Annotated in this window: 18 protein-coding genes and 2 pseudogenes; 1 reads left to right on the forward strand and 19 read right to left on the reverse strand. The window is 32.4% G+C overall.

What is annotated here, in order from left to right; genetic code table 11:
- Positions 1–55: 55 nt before the first annotated feature.
- The 17 genes and pseudogenes from recA to rbfA all read right to left on the reverse strand — a co-directional run bounded on the left by recA (position 56) and on the right by rbfA (position 18,622).
- Complete coding sequence (recA, locus tag MHB47_RS07960; RefSeq protein ID WP_021338755.1) at positions 56–1,102, reverse strand: recombinase RecA; 1,047 nt, start codon at positions 1,100–1,102, stop codon at positions 56–58.
- Positions 1,103–1,275: 173 nt separating this feature from the next.
- On the reverse strand, positions 1,276–2,418 hold the full coding sequence (locus tag MHB47_RS07965) for a CinA family nicotinamide mononucleotide deamidase-related protein (protein WP_340756055.1): 1,143 nt from the start codon (positions 2,416–2,418) through the stop codon (positions 1,276–1,278).
- Between the two features lie 307 nt (positions 2,419–2,725).
- Entirely contained in the window at positions 2,726–3,304 is a 579-nt protein-coding gene (pgsA, locus tag MHB47_RS07970) for a CDP-diacylglycerol--glycerol-3-phosphate 3-phosphatidyltransferase (RefSeq protein ID WP_002507829.1), read from the reverse strand.
- Between the two features lie 52 nt (positions 3,305–3,356).
- The gene (locus MHB47_RS07975; RefSeq protein WP_002507830.1) at positions 3,357–3,749 is read right to left on the reverse strand and encodes a helix-turn-helix domain-containing protein; all 393 of its coding nucleotides are present in this window, start codon (positions 3,747–3,749) and stop codon (positions 3,357–3,359) included.
- 33 nt (positions 3,750–3,782) lie between these two features.
- The gene (locus MHB47_RS07980) at positions 3,783–4,613 is read right to left on the reverse strand and encodes a YmfK family protein (RefSeq protein ID WP_021338753.1); all 831 of its coding nucleotides are present in this window, start codon (positions 4,611–4,613) and stop codon (positions 3,783–3,785) included.
- 163 nt (positions 4,614–4,776) lie between these two features.
- Positions 4,777–5,481 carry an elongation factor P 5-aminopentanone reductase gene (ymfI, locus tag MHB47_RS07985; protein WP_107515492.1) on the reverse strand — a complete coding sequence of 235 codons (705 nt, stop codon included), beginning with the start codon at positions 5,479–5,481 and terminating at the stop codon, positions 4,777–4,779.
- A 1-nt stretch (position 5,482) separates the two neighbouring features.
- The gene (gene yfmH, locus MHB47_RS07990) at positions 5,483–6,769 is read right to left on the reverse strand and encodes an EF-P 5-aminopentanol modification-associated protein YfmH (protein WP_069818734.1); all 1,287 of its coding nucleotides are present in this window, start codon (positions 6,767–6,769) and stop codon (positions 5,483–5,485) included.
- Positions 6,769–8,058, reverse strand: a complete 1,290-nt coding sequence (yfmF, locus tag MHB47_RS07995; protein ID WP_340756060.1) for an EF-P 5-aminopentanol modification-associated protein YfmF — start codon at positions 8,056–8,058, stop codon at positions 6,769–6,771. The genes yfmH and yfmF overlap by 1 nt, the downstream gene beginning before the upstream one ends.
- Positions 8,059–8,068: 10 nt before the next feature.
- A complete protein-coding gene (locus tag MHB47_RS08000; protein WP_021338749.1) occupies positions 8,069–8,782 on the reverse strand; it encodes a GntR family transcriptional regulator in 714 nt (237 codons plus the stop codon).
- A gap of 2 nt (positions 8,783–8,784) precedes the next feature.
- Positions 8,785–10,230 (reverse strand): annotated as a pseudogene (locus tag MHB47_RS13470) (DNA translocase FtsK); the annotation flags it as partial.
- 179 nt (positions 10,231–10,409) lie between these two features.
- Positions 10,410–11,235 (reverse strand): annotated as a pseudogene (locus MHB47_RS13475) (DNA translocase FtsK 4TM domain-containing protein); the annotation flags it as partial.
- A gap of 307 nt (positions 11,236–11,542) precedes the next feature.
- Complete coding sequence (rnjB, locus tag MHB47_RS08010) at positions 11,543–13,216, reverse strand: ribonuclease J2 (protein ID WP_046465284.1); 1,674 nt, start codon at positions 13,214–13,216, stop codon at positions 11,543–11,545.
- A 399-nt stretch (positions 13,217–13,615) separates the two neighbouring features.
- Positions 13,616–15,715, reverse strand: a complete 2,100-nt coding sequence (gene pnp / locus MHB47_RS08015) for a polyribonucleotide nucleotidyltransferase (protein ID WP_107515110.1) — start codon at positions 15,713–15,715, stop codon at positions 13,616–13,618.
- Between the two features lie 154 nt (positions 15,716–15,869).
- Positions 15,870–16,139, reverse strand: a complete 270-nt coding sequence (gene rpsO / locus MHB47_RS08020) for a 30S ribosomal protein S15 (RefSeq protein ID WP_021338745.1) — start codon at positions 16,137–16,139, stop codon at positions 15,870–15,872.
- A gap of 104 nt (positions 16,140–16,243) precedes the next feature.
- Positions 16,244–17,215, reverse strand: coding sequence for a bifunctional riboflavin kinase/FAD synthetase (locus tag MHB47_RS08025; RefSeq protein ID WP_340756064.1), 972 nt, complete (start codon positions 17,213–17,215; stop codon positions 16,244–16,246).
- Positions 17,216–17,228: 13 nt separating this feature from the next.
- Positions 17,229–18,146, reverse strand: a complete 918-nt coding sequence (truB, locus tag MHB47_RS08030) for a tRNA pseudouridine(55) synthase TruB (RefSeq protein WP_340756066.1) — start codon at positions 18,144–18,146, stop codon at positions 17,229–17,231.
- Positions 18,147–18,274: 128 nt separating this feature from the next.
- Complete coding sequence (gene rbfA, locus MHB47_RS08035) at positions 18,275–18,622, reverse strand: 30S ribosome-binding factor RbfA (protein ID WP_340757299.1); 348 nt, start codon at positions 18,620–18,622, stop codon at positions 18,275–18,277.
- A gap of 435 nt (positions 18,623–19,057) precedes the next feature.
- Between rbfA and MHB47_RS08040 the strand changes: the two genes are divergently transcribed.
- Positions 19,058–19,930: an HTH domain-containing protein gene (locus tag MHB47_RS08040; protein ID WP_340756068.1), complete on the forward strand. Its 873-nt coding sequence runs from the start codon at positions 19,058–19,060 to the stop codon at positions 19,928–19,930.
- Between the two features lie 64 nt (positions 19,931–19,994).
- Here MHB47_RS08040 and MHB47_RS08045 read toward each other — a convergent pair whose 3' ends face one another.
- Positions 19,995–20,993: a hypothetical protein gene (locus tag MHB47_RS08045; RefSeq protein ID WP_340756070.1), complete on the reverse strand. Its 999-nt coding sequence runs from the start codon at positions 20,991–20,993 to the stop codon at positions 19,995–19,997.
- A 514-nt stretch (positions 20,994–21,507) separates the two neighbouring features.
- The gene (gene infB, locus MHB47_RS08050) at positions 21,508–23,619 is read right to left on the reverse strand and encodes a translation initiation factor IF-2 (protein WP_340756072.1); all 2,112 of its coding nucleotides are present in this window, start codon (positions 23,617–23,619) and stop codon (positions 21,508–21,510) included.
- Positions 23,620–23,623: the final 4 nt, after the last annotated feature.

The following is a 23,623-nucleotide window of genomic DNA, read 5'->3' on the forward strand; positions in this document are numbered from 1 at the left end:
TATTTTTACATATACGCTTATTTTATAGTAAATATTTAATTAATTTTAGATAACACTATTCATCTTCAAGAAGCGTAGTTTGTTTTTCACTTTCGTCTTCTTTAACATCACCATCGATAATGCCTAGAGCTTCACGCAATCTACGATTAATATCTTCTTTGATTTCAGGGTTTTCTTTCAGATATAATTTAACATTTTCTTTACCTTGCCCCATACGATCTCCATTGTATGAATACCAAGCACCTGATTTATCTACAATTTCATTTTCAACACCTAAGTCAATAAGTTCTCCTTCTTTAGAGATTCCTTTACCATACATCATATCCACTTCTGCAACTCTGAATGGCGGTGCTACTTTATTTTTAACAACTTTAATTTTCGTTCTATTACCAACAATATCTTGGCCTTGTTTTAATTGTTCAGCACGACGTACTTCTAAACGTACAGAACTATAGAATTTCAATGCACGTCCACCCGGTGTTACTTCAGGATTACCGAACATCACGCCTACTTTTTCGCGAATTTGGTTAATAAATACTGCTGTTGTTTTTGATTTAGAAATAGCGCCTGAAAGTTTACGCAATGCTTGTGACATTAAACGTGCTTGTAAACCAACATGTGTATCTCCCATTTCACCTTCAATTTCAGCTTTTGGAGTTAACGCAGCAACGGAGTCAACAACTACGATGTCAACAGCACCACTTCTAACGAATGCTTCGGCAATTTCCAATCCTTGTTCCCCATGGTCAGGTTGAGATAAATATAGATTTTGAATATCTACACCTAAAGCTTCTGCATAGACAGGATCTAACGCATGTTCAGCATCGATAAACGCCGCAATCCCACCATTTTTTTGTACTTCTGCAATAGCATGTAATGCTACTGTAGTTTTACCAGAACTTTCTGGTCCATATATTTCTATAATTCTTCCTTTAGGGTAGCCACCTACACCTAACGCATTATCCAAAGTAACTGAACCACTTGAAACGCTAGACACTCTTTGGGCTTTATTATCGCCTAATTTCATAACTGCGCCTTTACCAAATGATTTTTCCATATTTTTAATTACTGTATCTAAAGCTTTTTGACGATCGTTATCCAATGTTGGACCTCCTAATTGAGATTAATCTCTGTAAAATATCTTAATCCTACTATACCTTGATTTAAATAATTCCGCAAGCGTTTTGCGAATATTTGTTCGCTTATATAGACGGAAGTTACAACAAAAACAGAACACACGTACTATATTTTTAAATTTTTGTAGCCTTTAAATGCTTATTTAAACCAATTTAGTAATCGTATTAGTACAAAATTTTGAGTTCTGCTTTTTATTGAATTTCTTCTTTGCGTCATTTTAAAGGACTGAATTCCAAGTCTCTCATTTTCTAAAATGCCTAAATAAATTGTATCCTTATGCTTCATTATTGAAATACCAACTTCTGTTTGATACAAATCTTTAACGATATTGGCAGAGACAGAAAGTTGAGTTTCAATTGTATCACGTTCATCTATAAATTGTGTATGATGTGGTAACATTCCTTGAAGCAATTGTGATGTATTAAAATTCTGCAGTCTGGAATATAATTCTCCATCTGTAACAGCATCATATATAGCAAATGATTGGCGTATTTGATCCATCAAAGATTGTTCCAGCAATATATCATCAGAACCATAATAATATTCACCAATACGTGATAAAATTTCTGCTTTAATAGGAGCGATGAGTTGCTCGCATTCACGTTGCGTATCTCCATTTGCCGTTAATCTAATATTAACTTCGTGCGTTCCAGCCAATGGCGCAATCGTAGGATTTGTTTGTCCATCTATTAAATCCATTAATACTGTTTCTACTTTAGATTCGCCGATGCCTGCAAAACGCAATAATTCTGAGAATATAGTACTTTCACCATTGAAAAAGAATGGCAAAAGTTCGTTTTTAGCCATAGGTTGCATTTCTCTTGGTGGCCCTGGTAACAATACAATACGTCTTTCATCTTGATCTACTAACATACCTGGCGCCATACCGACTTTATTTTCTAATACATGTGAACCTTCTATAACTAACGCTTGTTGGCGGTTATTTGGAGTCATTTCAATATTCTGTTCTTCGAAGAATTGTTCAATGTAATTCAAAGCATGTTTATCAATTACTAATTCTCGACCTAATACCTTAGCAACCGTATGTTTCGTTAAGTCATCTTTAGTTGGGCCTAAACCACCTGTTAGTATAACAGTATCATAATGATTAAATGATGCTTTTATGACTCTTTCTAATCGTTCTGGATTATCGCCGATTACAGTATGCTCTACCACACTGTGACCTACACCATTTAGCAATTTTGATAAATATTGACCATTGGTATTAGCTATTTGCCCCAACAATAATTCTGAGCCCACCGCAATGATAGATATCTTCACAACTTCTCCTCCTCAACACTAAGTTACATAATTTACTTTAGTCTATACTTTTTGCTCACTTAAAAGCGAGCGAAAAAATGTTTTACGATAAACTTAATTATAAATCTTAATTCTTTAAAAAACTAAAGATTAGATTTTTATGTCTTTTTAAAAGCTTCGTAAATCTTAACAAATCAATTTTTATGTTATTTTATCAAATAACATAAAAACAGCCCAAATTTTATCGCTTTGGACTGTTTTGCTATATCATAGTACTTAATTTTATTGATAAGTATGGGAGTAGTAAATGTATTGGAACTAACCTCAATTATTTTGCTTTAAATACATCTCTACCTTTATAGAAGTATTCAATTCCAGATAACACTGTGAAGAATACACCGATGTATAACAGCACTTGTCCTAATTCAAAACCAATCCAAGTTGCTAAAGGATCACCTAGGAGAATCCAAACAATAGCAACCATCGTAACAGCAGTTTTAATCTTACCTAATTGCCCTGCAGCACTTACAAAACCTTGCTCAATTTGTAATAAACGTAATCCTGTTACAGCGAACTCACGTGCAATGATAATAATCGCAACGATTGAATTTGTTAAATCAATTTGCACAAGTGCGATTAAAGCACTTGAAACGAGTAATTTATCAGCTAATGGGTCCAAGAATTTCCCCATATTTGTTACAAGCTCCCATTTTCTTGCTAAATAGCCATCAACAAAATCACTTAACGACGCGATAATAAAAATAACACCACTAATTAATAATTCAATTCTAATTTCATTACCACCGATAAATGAAATGTTGCCAAATCCAAAATCTATCAGTGCAAATAGAAGAAATATTGGAATTAGTATAACTCTAAAAACAGTTATCCAATTCGGTATATTCATAAAAAGTCCTCTTTTCTTTTTTATAACTTAATCGTTGCTATATATTAACCGATTATAATACTAAAACAGCTAAAATCCATAATAGTGCTGAAATGATAATAACAACACTTACTATAACAGCTACTTGCAGTGGCTCTTTATTCTTACTACGATATGTCGGCTTATTTTCTTTAGAAAAAGCTTCAATCGTCTCTTGCATGCTTTCGTCATTATTTGGAATTTCGTCTCTATGTGCTTTAATTAACTGTACAGAATCAATATTAACGGCTTTTGCATATTTTTTAATAAAACCTTCTGCATAATCAACCTTATTTAATGATTCAAAATCGTTATTTTCTATCAAAGTCAAAGTTTGACGTTTTATCTGTGTGCGTGTTTCTAATTCATTTAAAGTCATACCTAAACGTTCTCGACGTCCCTTTAAAGTTTGACCAACTGTGTTCACGATGTTAGTCCTCCTTGATAACTACTCATTTTTTTATTCAAAGAAACCAAAACCGCCACCAAATTCATCGTTACCAAAATCTAAGTTGTTTTTACTTTTAACAGTTTGTTTCTTCATTTCTTCGTAATGAATTTCTTGGTTCTTATTTTCTCTTAATTCAATAATATAATCGAAATCGCTCATCTCATAGTCACTTGTTTCAACAAACAAGTCAGGATGTTCAACCACCTTGATTGAAGGCAAACTCATAACTTCTTTTACTAATTCTTGGTGTTTTACATTAGATTCTCTTGCTGTTACTGCTCCGTCAATGATATAAACATGATTAGTATCGTACTCACCTTTAATTAATGAGCTACGCACTGTTTGTTTGATTAATGTAGAACTGATGAACAACCAACGTTTATGCGCACAGACACTGCCAGCAACAATAGATTCTGTCTTTCCTACCCTAGGCATACCCCTAATTCCTATTAGCTTATGACCTTCTTCTTTAAATAATTCTGCCATAAAATCAACGAGCAAACCTAAGTCTTCTCTTTCAAAACGAAATGTCTTTTTATCATCGGCATCTTGCTCTATGTACCTGCCATGTCTCACTGCCAATCGATCACGAAGTTCAGGTTTACGTAATTTAGTAATAGAAATATCATCAATTTCAGTGACAATATTTTCAAATCTACTTACTTTTTCTAAGTTATCAGACTTAATGAGTAAACCTCTACGACCTTCATCAACACCATTGATTGTTACAATATTGATGCCCATCATACCTAACAAACTAGATACATCGCCCAATAAACCTGATCTATTCAACGTTATCTCATATTCTAAATACCATTCTTTTTTAGTAGCTACTGTCATGAAATAAACACCCCTTAGTTTAAAAACAACGGTTATTTTATAATAGATTGGTGCTCAAGAAACATCTATTAATATCACTTTTTTAAATCCTGTGATTTATTGTATTGTTATTATATCATTGAATGTTTCATAGTTGGCTTATTTTTTTACACAATATTAAAATTTATAAATACCATGCTCCGTTTACTTTTTGTATTGTTCCAGTAATACTCTTAGCTAATGGGTGGCATAAATAACTACACGTATGTGCAACCTCTTCAGGTGCAATCAATCTTTGTTGTGGCAGTTCTTTTGTTATCTCACTAAGTTCATCTGCTGTCCAAACTTGAGTCATGTTACCACTGACAAACCCGGGCGCGATAGCATTAACCGTGACATTTGTCATAGCTAACTCTTGGCTAAGCGCTTTAACAAAACTAATTTGAGCACCTTTCATAGCTGAATAAACAGTCTCCATACTGGCGCCAGTTTCACCCCATATAGATGAGATAACGATGATTCTACCATTTGTACTTTGTCTTAATTGATCTGCAAAATATCTACTCGTTCTTATAAATTGACGCACATGTATTTGATAACTCGCATCGATCATTTCGTCTGTCATATCCTGTAGTTGTCCATATAAAGCTGAACCACTAGCATAAATTAAACAATCCAAATTTTTTATGAAAGCAAAAGCTTTGTCCAAGTCATTACACTGAGTTAAATCACATTTTACAAATTGTACTGACTTCTGTTCATAGCGTTTTGTTAGAGTTTCTATGTTTGATTTATTATAGTGTACGATGACTTCATACCCATCCGTTAATAAACGATCGACAATTGCAGAACCTATTGTACCAGATCCACCCATGACCAAAGCTTTCATTTTATTTCATCTCCAAACGACTATCTACAACTTGCGTTAGATTTAAACATGTATTTGCTGTTTCGTTCACGCTATCTAAAGTGATACTCTCAACAATGTCTAATAAGTCGAATAAACTTACGCCTTCAAAATAAAGTTTTGTGTATTGGTTAGCAATATACTCTGGTGAATTTAAACCTGAGATAAATTCTCCAATAAATTGTTTTTTTAATAAGTTAAAGGCCTCTGCATCACTTAGTTTACCTTGTGTGTTTTCTAATTCCTCTAATAATAGTGCTTTCAATTTATCAGGATATTGCGTTGCACTCGTGATAACTGAAAAGCTATAGGTTGGTTCTAAAACAAATTGATAACCAAATGTTTCATCTATTAAATCTTGATTGAGCAACGTTTGATAAAAATCTGTCTCTTCACCAAACACCATTTCATAAAATAGTGTCATTTCTAAATCACGTTTAACATAGGCTTCGTTAGGTTCATTTTTTAAAGTTTCGTTTTTAAAACCAAGCATTAACCTTGGGGATTGAAGTTTCATAGATTCTGTTACATTGAATTCATTAACTTCACTTTTTTCATTTAAAGCATCTCTGACAATTTGTGGTTGATTCACTTTATCTCTTTTATCTTCGTGCTCAGCAATGACTTCATAAATGTGCTCTGCATCTACATCACCTACAACAAATAACACCATGTTCGATGGATGATAGAATGTTTCGTAACATAGATATAAGTCATCCTTAGTTATTTCATAAATGCTTTCAACACTGCCTGCAATATCCACACGAATCGGATGTGTTTCATACATAGCCTTTAATGTATTGAACATTAATTTATAACCAGGTTGTTCTTGATACATTTTAATTTCTTCTTCAATGATTCCTTTTTCTTTATCAACCGTCTCTTTAGTAAAATAAGGCGTTTCTACCATCGTTAATAAGCGTTTGATATTGCGGTCTACATTATCGGTAGCACTGAATAGATAGCTTGTTCGATCAAAGCTCGTAAATGCGTTAACTTGAGCATTGTCTTCTGCAAAAGCAGTAAATAAGTCTTCTTCTTCATTTTCAAATAATTTATGTTCTAAAAAGTGTGCCACGCCATCTGGAACTGTGACATATGTATCACTACCATGTGGTTTAAATTTATTATCTAATGAACCAAATTGTGTTGTATAAGTTACGAAGGTTTTTTGAAATCCTTTTTTCGGAATAATAAATAACTTGAGACCGTTATTTAACTCCGCTTCATAAACTTTTTCGTCTATTTGTTTATAATATTTTTCATTCATCAGTCATTACCTCCTTTCGTCAAAATGTAAATCGTATCTAATATTGTTTCTTGTGCTAATTGCTGAATATCTGTTCTAGATACATTTTGTATACCTTCAATAAAACTAGTTTCTGACATATCTTCATCAAGTAATATATTATTATTTAATATTTCAATAATACTTTTCGGTCTATCATGAGATTCTTGACGTTGTGAAATAATCACTTTTTTCGCTAGCTTTAATTTATCGTCATCAAACTCACCATGTTGAAATTTTTCAAATTCAGCTATTATTGTATCTTTAGCTATTTCATATTTGTCTGCTGAAACGCCACTAAGTACAAACATAAAACCATTTTTAGCATCCATTTGAGAGTGTATAGAATAAGCTAAACTTTGCTTCTCACGTACCTCATTAAATAATACGGAGGAAGGATCTCCACCAAACATGACATTTAACACGACCATAGCAAAGTATTGTGAATCTCCATATTGTGCTGGGAATTTATATCCCATATTTAGTTTGGCTTGATCCACTATATCTGTTTCAATAATTTCTTGTGGTAAATGATGTGATTTTGGCTTTGGCACTGCATGTGATAATTCAAATTGAAAAGGTTTAAGATCAAAATATGATTGAATTTGTGATTTTACTGCTTGCTCATCTACGTTACCTACTACATAAACCGCGCAGTAGTCATCTTGTAGCATAGATTGATATGTATGATATAAATTTTTAGGTGTTATGCCTGATATGTATTCTACTTGCCCTGACGCTATATGGCGATAAGGTTGGTCTCCAAACATATTTTTCAGTAAGTTTAAAAATGCAATTTGTGATTTATTATCAACTATAGCATCTAATTTTTTTGTTAATAACGATTTTTCTTGTGCAACAAAAGTTTCATCAAATTCACCATCTGTAATTAACGGGTTCCAAATCATTTCTTTTAGTAGATCCAAACCCTTTTCAAATAATGGGGTTTGATCTTTTAAATAACGTTCATTTACGATTTCTAAAGATATTGTAATTACATGCTTGTCTTTGAATTTCGAAATAAAACTGTTAACGTATGCACCATATAATTGTGATAAGTGTTGGTTAAATGCTTTATCCGTTGGCCATTGTTTTGTCGCACGAACGAGTACTTTGCTCAATAGTGAACGTGCTGTCATTGTTTCGCTATCTAATGGCGCCATAAATTTCAATGTGATTGTGGTTGTTTTAAATTTTGTTGTTGGCATTACTTTTATATGCAAGTCATTTTGCTGTTTATCTATCTTCAAATTGTCATGCCTCGCTTTCATAATTTTGTTTTTATATTCTATTTCTAACCGTTTTAAATTTTACTAAACTACTTTTGAAATAATTAAAAGAATAAAGTATTGGATTATCATCATTATCATAATGTATTAATTTCAAAAGCATGAGCCCTTCATGCGGTGATGCATCTAGCACATCTGAGATATGAGGTTCATAACTGATGGCCTCAATTTCTGTATTTGCGTAGGCAACTTTTTTATTAGCATAAGCTTCAATCGCATTTAATAAAGATTCATCACTGTTTTGATACTGGGCACACGTTAAATCATCGGCAGGCACTTTATCTAAGCAATATACTACTGGTTGTCGATCTGCGAGTCTCACACGCTCTATAATGGTCACAGAAGCTTTATCAGGAATGTTTAATCTTAATGCATCCAATGAAGTAGCCGGTTTTTCATCTAAGCTTATAAATTCTGTTCTAGCATTAAAGCCTTGTTGCTCTATCATTTGACTAATACTTACAAGTTCACCTAAAGGATAGAAGAATGGGTGCAGTGATTTAACACTCGCACCTTCCTCTAAATTATTAGATAATACTTGCTCTGTAATCAATTCATCCACAGCATCGTAAACGTCATCTGTTTTAACATTTAGTGTTCTAGCCACTGCTAAATTACTTGGCAATGGCTCTCCAGGACTCAATTTACCTTCTTTAATTTGTTGAATCATCCACTCTTTAACTTTATACACAGAAGTAAGTTCCATATTTACACCTCATCACTATCTAAATCCACAAGTATCTGTCTAGGTTTGCTACCTTTTTGTGGTCCAATAACTTGATTCCGTTCTAAATCATCCATCAATCTTGAAGCTCGATTATAACCAATTCTAAACTGTCTTTGTAACAAGGATGTACTTGCTTTTTGTTGTTCAATTATAAATATATATGCTTCATCATAAAGTGAATCTTCACTCTTCATTTCTGATTTTTCAACTGGTGCATCTGGTTCCATTTCTTTAACATAGTTCGCTTTTTGTTGTTCAACCACATAATTGACAATATCTTGTACCTCTTGATCGCTTAAAAATGCACCTTGCACACGTGTTCTCGTAGAACCACCATTTGCAACATATAACATATCACCTTTACCTAGTAACTTGTCTGCACCGCCACTATCTATAATCGTTCTAGAGTCAATTTGTGAACTCACAGCGAAAGCGATTCTTGATGGAATATTATTTTTGATTATACCAGTTATAACATCTACAGATGGGCGTTGCGTTGCAATAATTAAATGAATACCTGCTGCACGTGCCATTTGAGTAATACGTTGGATTGCATTTTCCACATCTTTACCTGCAACCATCATTAGATCTGCTAATTCATCAACAATCACCACTATATACGGTAACTCAGATTTTTTCTCTTCTAGTTCCTTATTTTGTCGTTTAATTGCTTCGTTGTAGCCTTCAATGTTTCTAGTTGAAGAATGTTGGAATAGATCGTAACGTCTTTCCATTTCAGCAACTACTTTTTCTAGTGCTTGTGATGCTTTATGTGGATTTGTCACAACAGGTATAAGCAAATGAGGTATACCATTATATACATTCAACTCTACCATTTTTGGATCAATTAACATAAGTTTTACTTCATGTGGCTTAGCATTAAGTAAAATACTTGTAATAATACCGTTAATACAAACTGACTTACCACTACCAGTTGAACCTGCTACGAGTAAGTGAGGCATTTTATTTAATTCAACTGTAATTGGATCACCCGAAATATCTCTACCTAATCCAACTTCTAATTTGTTTTTAGCAGGAAACTTCTCATCTAATACTTCTTTTAATGAAACAAGCGAGACCTTATCATTCGGCACTTCTATACCGACAGCTGAACGTCCAGGTATTGGCGCTTCTATACGGATATCTTTCGCAGCAAGTGCTAAAGCAATATCATTATGTAAATTAACGATTTTACTTACTTTCACACCTTGCGCAGGTTGTATTTCATATTGCGTGACTGCTGGACCAATTTTTATTTGAGTCACCCTTGCATTCACACCAAAGTTTTTGAGTGTTGTTTCTAGTAACTGTCCCTTTTTTTGTACTTCTGCCTTAGATGTAGCTTTTTGCTTGGCAGGTTGATTAAGCAAAGAAAGCGGCGGTATTGTATATGCTTCGTTTTCAACTTCACCTGCTTCAGATATGGAATTTGCACCATCTTCATCTAATGGTTGTTCAGATTCATCTATCAACTGATCTAATGAAGCTTGTTCCTCTTTAGAACTTTGTTGTGATGATATTTGTCCATTGGCGTCTTCTTGATTTAGATTACGTTGGCTACGTTTATATTTTTTATTTTCTGTAGGTTGAGCGCTATCATCATCGTTATCACCATGTCCATATATAGGTATGGATTGTTGCTGTTCTGCAGTTAAATTTGAAACTTCAGGTAAATCACTTACATCTTTAACTTCATTATTAGCTTTATCCTCAGTAGCAGCTTGTTGTGCTTGTAATTCAGCTTTTTTCTCTGCTTTCACACGCGCTTTAGCATCTTTCTTAATTCTATTTTGTTTTCTTTTTTCTTTTAAGTTTACTGAAGCATCTTGACCTTTAACTTTCATCTTTTCAAATACGATTTTCGACACATCACGATGACTTTGTTTTAAAAGTAAAATTGCACTTGAAGCCATCAATAAAATTGTCACAATAATAATCCCAATAATAGAAATTAAAGGCGTGAATAAAGTTAATAAGTAATATCCTATTAATCCTCCACCAAAATCAGGAAAGTTTGTCTGTTCATAAGCCTTATAGACAAATGACAATACTGGTTCCCGTTGAGCTTGTGCATTATTAGTAAAGTAAAAAAAGATTTGCGTCACTAATAGTAGTGCTAATTGTAATATAAAAGCACCAACTGTACGTCTTGTCTTTGGTAAAGTTTTATAATAAGTAATAAATATTGTACCTATAAATAGTAATATATAAGTTAAGTAACGGCTATTACCAAATAAATAATTCAAGAAACTATCTATCATTGTTCCAATAATACCAAGCTGAAACGCGCCTAGTACAATTAATACAAAGACGATAATAGCAAAAACATATCTTATAGGACTGTCGCTTTGTTTTTTCTTTTTATTTGTTGTTTTCTTTCTTGTATTTGTTGGTTTTCTCTTAGTTGTAGTTCTCTTTTTTGTTTGTGCCACGTTCCACACCTACTTTTCTAACTCTGATTTCAATTTCGTTTTAATCATATACCCATCGATTCTTATGTGAATCACTTTTATTTATCGTAAATAATATGTATTTAGCTTTTATTATATAAGTATGATTGTATAATAAAAGTTTATTTGTATTCTATAGTAACATAAAAGAGGTAAGACAATATTCGCTTTGAGTGGATTTAAAGGTTGCTTGCATGTCATATTTAAGATATAACAATCAACTGCAATCTACTTTTAAATATGTTTACCTAAGCGTTTGTCTTAACCTCTTTGTTTAGTATGGAAACTATTAAATTTCAGAAATAACTGGAATAATCATTGGACGACGTTTCGTGTTTTCAAATAATAATTTGCTAATTTGATCACGCATACTTTGTTTGATTTCAGACCATTCAATTCGTTTCTCTTGTAGTCCTAGTTCAACGATTTCACGTACTTTTTCTTCAGCTTCATTTAATAAAGCTTCACTTTCTCTAACATAAACGAAACCTCTAGATTGAATTTCTGGTCCGGCTGCAATTCGTCTATTTTTCGGATCAAGTGTTACGACCGCAATAAAGATACCATCTTCTGCTAATAAATGACGATCTCTCAGAACGATATTTCCTACGTCTCCAACACCTATACCATCGATAAGTACATTACCAAAATTCACTTTTTCATTTAAAATCATTTCGTCACCATCATAGTTAACGACATCACCTTTTTCCACAAGGAAGATTTTCTCAGGTTGTACACCTGATTCATTCGCTAATTTTGCATGAGCAATTTGCATTTTAAACTCACCATTTACTGGTATAAAGTATTCTGGTTTCATAATATTAATCATCATCTTCAATTCTTCCATGCAACCATGACTTGAAGTGTGTATTTTTTTACTACTAGGTAAGATTTCTGCACCAGCACGCGCTAATTCATTTAGCGTGTTACCAACGATAACTTCCATACTTGCAGAAGCAGTAATTGCTAGGAAAACAGAATCCCCTTGTTCAATATTCATTATTTTATGTTTCTTTTGAGCCATTTGGCTTAATGCTTCTACTGGTTCACCTTGCATACCAGTTGCAATAATAATAACTTCATTTTTAGGATAATTTTCAACTTCATTAATTGGAATTAATAAGTCCTTAGAAATATCAAAATAGCCCATCTTTCTAGCAATATTAAATGAACTCTCTAATGAACGGCCTAGGAAAGAAACTTTTCTATTCAACCTCTGAGCCAAATTCAATACTTGCTGAATGCGGATAAAGTTCGATGCGTAACAAGAAACAATCAATCTGCCTTTTACTTTAGTAAATGCATCATACATATGTGATTCAATTACATTTTCTGGTGTATTATAACCTGGTTTTTCTGCCTCAGTCGAATCACTGATAAGCGCAAACACACCCGCTTCACCTATTTCAGTCATTTTTTTCAAGTCTGGTGCGTAATGACCTTGTAGACTTTGATCAAATTTAAATTCGCCTGTATAAACGATAGCACCATATGATGTATGAATACATACGCCTAAACTGTCTGGAATACTATGCGTTGTATTGAAAAATGTAATGTTTACTCCTTTAAAACGCATAACTGATTCATTATTCACTGTATAATATCTTACTTTTTTATTAACATTACGTGCTTTCATATTTTCTTTAATTAACGCAATTGTCAGTTTAGAACCATACACAGGTGCATCTACTTGTTCTAATACATATGTGACAGCTCCGATAGCGTGTTCGTGCCCATGCGTTAAAAATATACCTTTTAATTTATCTTTATTCTCAATCACATATTGAATGTCAGGAATTACAATGTCCACACCTAGCATTTCATCTTCTGGGAACATCAGTCCTGCATCTAACATAAACATTTCATCGTCTACTTCAACGACATACATATTTTTCGCAATTTCTCCAACTCCGCCAAGTGGAATTATACGAATATTTTTATTTTTTTTCTTTATTAAACTCAAAATGTTACCTCCTATTTAAATTCCCGTCCATATATAAACTCATAGTATATTATAAGTTAAAATAGGCTTTATGTACACTATTAAAGTAATTACTATAAATAGTTCGGGATTGATATCAATAAATAAACAATTACTTATAAATCTTCGATATTTTCATATTCACGCTTTTACTATAATAAACACTATGAATTCACCAAAAATTAAACTTTAGTCTTATAAACTTATGTATTCCATAATTCATGAAATGATTCTAACTACTATTTGCATTGGAATTAAATAAAAAAAGAAACCAGTATACTCTAATATGAAAACCGATTAAAATAGAACAGGAAACATTCTATCGTAACGCGATTCATATCATTTACTAGTTTCTAATAAAATTCGATTTTTTATTTAATATTAATTTGATAAAAGTACTTTATGAGACGCATTCACGCGACCTTGTTTATCAATTTCTGTTACTTTTATTTTAAATGTATCTCCAATTTTCAATACATCTTCTACTTTATCAATACGTTCATTTGCAATTTGTGAAATATGAACTAAAGCATCTTTACCAGGGAATAATTCAACAAATGCACCGTATTTTTCGATACGTTTTACTTTGCCTTCATATACTTGGCCAACTTCAGCTTCACGTGTAATGTCTTCTATGATACTACGCGCTTCGGCGATTGCATCTTTATCAACAGCACCTATAAAGATTGTACCATCTTGTTCAATATCAAGTTTCACACCTGTTTGATCAATGATTTCATTGATTTTCTTACCACCAGGCCCAATAACATCTCTGATTTTTTCAGGTTTGATTGTCATCGTAACGACTTTAGGTGCAAATGCACTTAACTCACTGCGTGTTGTATCAATTGTTTGTAACATATGATCTAAAATAGCTAAACGACCTTCTCGTGCTTGATCTAAAGCTTCTCTAATAATCTCTTTTGTTAGACCATCAATTTTAATATCCATTTGTATTGCAGTGATGCCTTCAGGTGTACCTGCTACTTTAAAGTCCATGTCACCTAAAGCATCTTCCATACCTTGAATATCCGTTAAAATAGTATAACTATCATCACGTGTTACTAATCCCATAGCAATACCTGCTACTGGAGCTTTAATAGGAACACCTGCATCCATTAGAGCTAACGTAGAACCACAAATTGACGCTTGTGAAGATGAACCATTTGATTCTAATACTTCACTCACAATTCTTACAGTATAAGGGAAATCTTTAGTATCTGGAATCACATGACTCAATGCACGTTCACCTAAAGCACCGTGTCCAATTTCACGACGTCCTGGAGAACGAACTGGACCTGTCTCACCAACTGAATAATTAGGGAAATTGTAATGATGCATGAAACGTTTTTGTTGTTCCTCACCAAGACCATCAAGAATTTGATATTCGCTCATTGAACCTAATGTTAACACAGATAGTGCTTGTGTTTGACCTCGTGTAAATAAACCAGAACCATGTACTCGTGGTAAGACGCCAACTTCTGATTCTAGTGGACGAATTTCATTTGATTTACGGCCATCAGGTCTGATTTTTTCTTCAGCGATTAATCTTCTTACTTCTTCTTTTACTAAACTATTTAAAATGCCATGAACATCTTTAATTAGTGCAGCATTATTAGCATCTTCTTCATCAATAAATTCTGCAACGACTTTTTCTTTTAATGTGTCAAGATTGATATCACGTTGTTGTTTGTCAAACGTTAATACAGCTTCTTTTAAACCATTGGCTTCAGTAAGCTGTTTCACTTTGTCTTCAAGCTTTTCGTCTTGTTCAACGGGTGTGAATGGTTTTTTCACTGGTTGGATGTGATCAACAATTTCTTGCTGGAAATTAACTAAACGTTGTATTTCATTATGACCAAAGAAGATTCCCTCAAGCATTTCACTTTCAGTAATTTCACTTGCCCCTGCTTCAACCATGTTTACAGCATCTTTGTGTCCAGCTACTTCTAAGTCAAGACGCGACACTTCTTTCTGTGCAACAGTTGGGTTAATCACGTATTCACCATCAACATAACCTACGTTTACACCAGCAATTGGCCCTTGGAATGGAATGTCCGACACACTAAGTGCCATAGATGAACCTATCATTGCTGCCATTTCTGGAGAACAGTCAGGATCAGCACTTAATACGGTATTCATGATTTGTACATCATGCTTATATCCTTTAGGGAAAAGTGGACGAATTGGTCTGTCGATTAAGCGCGCAGTTAATGTTGCTTCGTCACTTGGACGTCCCTCACGTTTTTTAAACCCACCAGGAATTTTACCTGCTGCATACATTTTTTCTTCATAATTTACCATTAATGGGAAAAAGTCAACATCGCGTGGTTCTTTTGAAGCTACTGCAGTAGATAATACTACTGTATCACCATAACGAACTAGCACGGCACCGTTAGCTTGTTTAGCAAGTTGCCCTGTTTCAATCGTTAATGATCTATTTGCCCATTCAGTTTTAAAAACTTTTTTCTCTTGAGACATTACGAATCTCCTCTCATATATCTATTAGTTATATCATATCATTTCTCAGAAAAATTTTATATTAGTATATTACTTTTTAAATAATATGCTTTCTAGATTATAAAAAAGGGAAAGGACCCTAAAGGTTCTTTCCCTATCAATATCCATATTAAAATTAACGACGGATACCTAATGATTTAATTAATTCACGGTAACGTTGTACATCTTTGTCACGTAAATAGTTAAGTAAATGTCTACGACGACCTACCATTTTTAATAGTCCACGACGTGAATGGTGATCTTTCGTGTGTTGACGTAAATGTTCGTTTAATGTAGTGATTTCTTCAGTTAACACAGCGATTTGTACTTCTGGTGACCCAGTATCTGCTTCGTGTGTACGATATTCTTTAATTAGTTCATTTTTACGTTCTTGTGAAATTGCCATAGTCAATTTCCTCCTTTTATTTTTATGCGCCTTTAACCGAGCGAACCGTTGGAGACTCGGACTGCCAAGATAAAGGTGCCTTAAATGTGTAAAACACATTCGACTTAAATATTATATGATATTTCGTCTCCAAAATCAACCGATAATAAGTATTTTGCTTTTTCTTTATCTTTATTCATTTGTTCTACTAAAGGATCTATCCCATCAAATTTAATTTCTGGTCTTAAATAATGATGCCAAAATACAGTGACACGCTCGCCGTAAATATTTTCGTTAAAATCAAATAAATTCACTTCTATAACTACTTGTGCTTTAGAAGGATCATGAAATGTAGGTTTTACACCCACGTTGGCCACGCCTCTATAAACTTTTTTATTTGCCCCGATTTCCATACTGACTGCGTAAACGCCATTTTTAGGCAATACATAATCACCACTAGGTTGAACGTTTGCTGTTGGAAACCCAATTGTTCTGCCACGTTTTTCACCTTGTACTACTGTTCCTTTAATGCGGTAGAGGTAGTTTAATTCTTCATTAGCCTTTTGCAAGTCGCCTGTTTTAAGCGCTTTTCTAATTTCAGTAGTGGAAATTTTTTCGGATTCTATTTCTTGTTTACTTACAACTGTCGTATTAAATTCAGTCATTTCATTTAATATCATCATATTACCTTTTCCAAATTTACCAAATGTAAAATCAAAACCAGCTATTACTTCTTTAACATTATTTTTTATAATATATTCTTCTATAAAAGTTTCAGCGGGTACATTGGCAAATTTTGAAGAAAAGTTAATAACAATACAATAATCTATGCCATAAGACTCTAATATTTCAACTTTATCTTGTATTGGTGTTAAATAATCAGTACGTTTCCGTTCAGGATTTAGAACTACCGAAGGATGAGGATCAAACGTCATCACAGCTTTTTTTAAATTGGATGATTTTGCTTTTTGCTCTAGAGTATCAAATACTTTCGCATGTCCCTTATGCATGCCATCAAAAAAACCAAAAGCCATGGCAACGTCTTCCGTTATATATTGATCTTCTTGAATTGGATGAGCTACTTCTATCACTTTCATGCGTATTTCTCCTTTAGTTAAATACCTTCTTAGGCTTAATTTCGTCATTTTTTTCAGGATGTGGTGCATAAATTGCTAAGACTTTATTGTCTGTAACATCTACTAATGCCACTATCGTATCTATTGCTTCTGTGAATTCTTTTTTATAAAATTTTTGGCCGTTTAAAATTTTGCTTTTTACTATTTCATCTGAAATCAAAATTTGTTTTAAACCTTTTAACCCATATTCTATAGGAAATAACTTTTCTTGTAACGTGTCATGCTCATGTAATTCTGCAACGTCGTTGAGTGTGAGACTCTCCTCTAAATCAAACCCACCACTTTGAATTCTAGTTAATTTTGACATATGGGCTGGAAATGCTAAGGCTTTTCCAATATCTGTCGCTAAAGTTCTGATGTATGTTCCTTTGCCACATTCAACTAAAATATCGAAATGGCAATTTTCGTCTTCAAAGCGAAGTTCTGATGTGCGTTTAATTTGTATAATATTAACTTGTCGCTCTGGTCTTTCTACTTCTTCATTATTCCTTGCATATTCGTATAACTTTTTCCCATTCACTTTTACTGATGAGTACATCGGTGGTATTTGAGTAATCGTTCCTTCAAATTGATTCAATATTTGATCAATGTCCTGAGCTATAATTTCATCTTGAGCAATAGTTGTTTGCTCAAGGATTTCACCAGTTTGATCTTCAGTAGTTGTACTGCTTCCAAGTGTAACAGTCGCTTTATAAGATTTCCCCATATCCATGATGTAATCACTAACTTTTGTTGCACCACCAATACATATAGGTAAAACGCCTGATACTTCAGGGTCTAAAGTACCAGTATGTCCAACTTTTTTTGTTTTTAAAATTTTCCTCAATTTAAATACTACATCGTGGCTTGTTAAACCACGTTCTTTATACACAGGCAAAATACCATTATACATTTCCACGCCACCTTTAATGCTCTTTTTTTACATTACTTACATATTAACATGACTCAGCTTACTTTGTGTTATGTAAAAAAGCTGAAACATAAAATCTAAAGAGATTTTGTTCCAGCTTGTTATAATAATTAATCTTTTTTGTGTAAATCTTGAATCATTCTTTCAATTTTATTTCCGTAATCAATTGATTCATCATATTCAAAATTCAATTCAGGAATAATTCTTAATCTCATTCTTGAACCTAGTTCAGATTTAATAAAACCTTTTGCCTTTTCTAACCCTTTAAAAGTATCTTCTTTTTGTTTTTCATTACCTAATACTGTTAAATAGATTGTTGCAATTGATAAATCATTTGTTAATTGCACATCTGTAATCGTTAAAAATCCGATTCTTGGGTCTTTGACTTTGTTATTAGCGATATCCATAATTTCTTTCTTCATCTGTTCGCCAACACGTTCAGCTCTCATATTCATTATATTCACCTCACACGATTTATTTGTCCGGGAAATGTTTCCTTACTTAAAGATTATATGACAGTTCATTTCATAACGTCAAACAAATTTATTATTTCAGTAACTACTATTTTCAAAAGTTTTGTTCGAGTCCTGTACACTTTATATTGTACATTATTAACAAAAAATAAACATTTTATGACACTTAGGCATTATTTTAATTCCTAACTGTTATTTTATGAAACATTTTTTCATTAATAGTCAATAAAATCTATTTTAAATTTCTCAAGTGTTTAATATTATGCCCAACTGTTATTTTAAGTAGATTTTCTGACGTACAAATGCATTTTCTTTGTCTATAAATATTTTTTATATAGTTTCACACATTATATAAACTATAATGTTATACTATAAGACAACTTAATAATTAAATTTATTTATTTTAGGAGTTGTAAATGATTGGAAAAACCAGAAAGACTTTTATATATTTATACCCGCTTTTTAAACGGAAAGAAACTCAATAAAGAAGAACTCGCCCAGCGACTAAATGTCAATGTTCGTTCCATACAGCGAGATTTTAGTGATATTAATAATTTTTTATACGAAGATAATGAATGGCATGGTCTTGATGGTGAAATAATATATGATAATAACTTTGAAAAACATTGTTTAAGAATCGACAGATATAAATTTAAAAATAATAGATTACTTAACTTGCTCTTTAGATTGAAAAATTTTACACCGATAATACATGAAGATACTTATAATCTCATTAGAGGGCTGAACGCAAACTCTAATCTTGCTGAAAAAATATTGTCTAACAAACTCTTAAGTCAGTTCAAAGTGACTCGTGAGTTGAGCAAAACCACGTTAATTTTTAGACTCCAACTAGCAATTGAAAATAATAATTTTGTTGCAATCCATATAAGTCATGATTTGACTATAAAAGTAATACCTATATATACTAGATATTTTTCAAACAAATATTGGTTTACTTATTTGTATCAAGGAAAGATACAAATATTAAATTTGTCATCAATTATAAATATCGATCAACTTGACGAAGTGTTTGATAAAGCTATTTTTTCAGATATTCAGGCTGTAAAAATACTTATTAAAGATCCTCTTTGGTCCGAAATACAAAGACAGTTCATTATTATTGACACAACTAAAAGTGATTATGGAACTATCGCTAATATTATTATTTCAAAAAAAGAAAGCCTACAAATTGCATATGAATATCCACAGTATATTACAATCATAGAACCTCAATATTATGTAGATGAATTCAAAACACATATCCAGACTATATTTAAAAACTATGACATTTAAAATTAGCCTATACTCGTCTTAGATATCTTCTATGCTGAATATAGGCTTTTTTATAATTTATATTTTAGTGTTGGTGTTCTACATCTTTTTGCATTGTGCTAATTTTTCTATAAAAATCTGAATTACCTTTTTCTCGTTTTTCTCTTTGTTCTTTATTCCAATTGTAGTATTCTATTTTACTCAATTCTTGTTTTTTTCTTAAACGCATTTTGTGTTCTTGGTAACTTAGAACATTGCATAAAGTGACATGCCGATTTTGTTTTGAAGCAAGTACGAATAAATGATCAATTAGATAGTCACATAAAGAACTATGAGCAAAGTTCTTTAAAATCGAAATATATAGTTCTTCCTCACTAACAAGATATATGCGATGCTTATCATCGTTTAAAAGTTTCAACAACAAATCAAAACTCATTCGCTGAGAAGGTAAGCCATGTTTAAATGTTAAAAAATCTTTTGGTATTCCTGCAGTATGACCCGATTGATAAGGGAAAAAGTTAAGTACCATAACTCTGTTTGGATCAATATTAAAACGTTTTAAAGTCGACGAAGCGTTATATAAATATTTCATAAACCATCTATGTTTATCGATATAGGGTAAAAACAGTTTCTTTCCATTAAATGTTAATCTACCTTGTATATCCAATAATATTCTTTGGCGATAATCTATCACTACAGATTCTGGTATATCGGGTTCATACATTTTAAAATCATTTTCGGGCTGTTTTTTTAATATAACAATATCTGCTAAATCAGGGTTTCCAAAATATGGTCTAGCTATAGCAGGGTTTATTTCTGCATTTTCAAATAAAATTCTTTGTCTATTTTTATCAATAATTACTTTTCCATTCGCAAAGTCTATCATTTTTTTAAATCTAGGTATTTCAGTAAAGTTATTCCCAAAGTGTTCTTTAAAATACGCTAAATCCTGTGGATGTAAAAATGCTGTTGTATCATCATTCTTTATAATTTGTTCTAAAGTATTTTGATCATAAATAGAGTTATATTGCTTCAAATATTCTTGCCAAAATTCATTGATTTCCCTTAAATATTCACTCATCATTTATAACCTCCTATTTCATTTAATTGTAATTAAGTACATAGACAACTAGTGTCAATAAAATAGTTATCCTCAAATTTTACTACAATATTTTTACTTATTCGCAACCAAATAAGTACATATGATGTTGAAAAACATATGTTACTTTTTTAAAATAAGATTTAATTGTTGTGAAAATTGTTTCGTTAAGGCGTTTTTTAATTTGATATTTAAAGTAAGCTACATTATTATGAGGTGTTAAAATTTCTAGTTGAAGTTGTATAGTTGAGTCATGTTATATTTTAATCTATAAACTAAATTGTTAGATTTTTATGTAATAATATTATTATACTTATATATTTCACTTTTGGATAGCACTTTAATTCTAATAATTATATTAAAAAATCCACTCATATTTTCAACATAAATTATAAACTGAAGTAATTATCTGCCATATATACAAATCTGAAGTCAATATAAAAAGCCTCCAAATTATTGGAGGCTTTTTTGTCATTAAATTGGATTAATCTCCAATTACTTATCTTTTTATTTCAACCATTTCGAAAGCTTCGATAATGTCGCCTTCTTTTAAGTCATTATATTTCTCAACTGTGATACCACATTCGTAACCTTTAGCAACTTCTTTAGCGTCATCTTTAAAACGTTTTAGTGTATCTAATTCACCTTCAAATTGTACAATATTGTCTCTAATGACACGAACGCCAGCATTACGCGTGATTTTACCATCAATAACATAACTACCTGCGATTGTACCAACTTTAGAAACTTTGAACGTTTGACGAACTTCTGCTTGTCCAATAATTTGTTCTTCGAATTCTGGATCTAGCATACCTTTCATTGCGAATTCAATTTCTTCTATAACACTATAAATAACGCGGTGTAGACGCATATCAACGCCTTCAGTTTCAGCAGCACGTTTCGCACCTATATCAGGACGAACGTTAAAGCCAATAATGATACCATTTGAAGCGTTAGCTAGTGTAACGTCAGATTCGTTGATTGCACCCACAGCAGTGTGAATGATACGTACATTTACGCCTTCAACGTCTATCTTCATTAGAGATGCAGCAAGCGCTTCTACTGAACCTTGCACATCGCCTTTAATAATGACATTTAAATCTTTCATTTCACCTTGTTTCATTTGTTCAAACAAGTTATCTAATGAAACACTCTTACTTTCATGACGTTGTTGAATTACGTTCGCTTCATGGCGAGATTCACCAATACGTCTTGCTTGTTTTTCATCTTTGAAAACAACAAATCGATCGCCTGCTTTTGGCACATCATGAATACCAGTAATTTCAACTGGTGTAGATGGTCCTGCAGTTTTTATACGTTGACCTAAGTCATTGACCATAGCACGAATTCTACCATACGTATTTCCAACTACTAAAGAGTCGCCAACGTTAAGTGTACCGTTTTGTACTAATAATGAGGCTGATGGTCCACGTGATTTATCTAATTCAGCTTCGATTACTGTACCAACAGCTTTTTTGCTTGGATTAGCTTTTAATTCTTGTACTTCAGAAGTAAGTACAATCATTTCTATTAAATCATCAATGCCATCTCCACTTAATGCTGAGAGTGGAACAAAGATTGTATCGCCGCCCCAATCCTCAGGTACTAAACCATATTCAGTTAATTCTTGCATTACACGATCTGGATTTGATGTCGGTTTATCAATCTTGTTAACAGCAACAATTGTAGGTACATTTGCTTCTTTAGCATGATTGATTGCTTCAATTGTTTGAGGCATAACACCATCATCAGCTGCTACAACTAAAACAGTTATATCCGTTACTTGTGCACCACGCGCGCGCATTGTTGTAAATGCTGCGTGACCTGGAGTATCTAGGAATGTAATTTTTTTACCATCATTTTCAATTTGGTAAGCACCAATATGTTGTGTAATACCACCAGCTTCTCCAGCTGTTACTTTTGTATGACGAATAGAATCTAGTAACGTTGTTTTACCATGGTCAACGTGTCCCATGATTGTAACAACTGCTGGACGTTCAACAGCATCTTCATCTTCAGTTTCATCATCGAAGTAAATTGATAAATCTTCTTCATCAATAACAATTTCTTTTTCAGCTTCAACACCGTAATCATCAACGATTAACTCTAGTGATTCTTCATCTAATGATTGATTAATATTAGCCATAATACCAAGTAAGAATAGTTTTTTAACAATACCTGAAGACTCTACGTTTAATTTCTCCGCAAGTTCACCTACTGTAATACCTTCTTGATAAGTGATTTTTTCTGGAATTTCTTTAGGTTCTTCTTGTTTGATTTGTTTTGATTTTTTATTATTCTTTTTGTTATTCGGTTTATTGTTGTTTGATTTATTATTTTGGTTACCTTTATTATTTTGATTATTCTTGTTGTTTTGGTTACCTTTATTATTTGATGATTGTTGCTTGTTTTGAGCAGTTTTTTGTTGTTTTTTCTCTGCTTCTTTTGCTTTTTCAGGTTTGTAAATTTTATCTAATGCGTGAATTTGATTATCTTCTAACGTTTGCATATGACTTGTTACCTCAACGTCCATCTTCTGCAATTCATCGATAATATCTCTACTCTTTAATTTTAAATCTTTAGCGTATTCGTAAATTCTTTGTTTACTCATATAG

This window comes from Staphylococcus sp. FSL K6-3157 (assembly GCF_038005145.1).
Taxonomy (GTDB): Bacteria; Bacillota; Bacilli; order Staphylococcales; family Staphylococcaceae; genus Staphylococcus; species Staphylococcus equorum.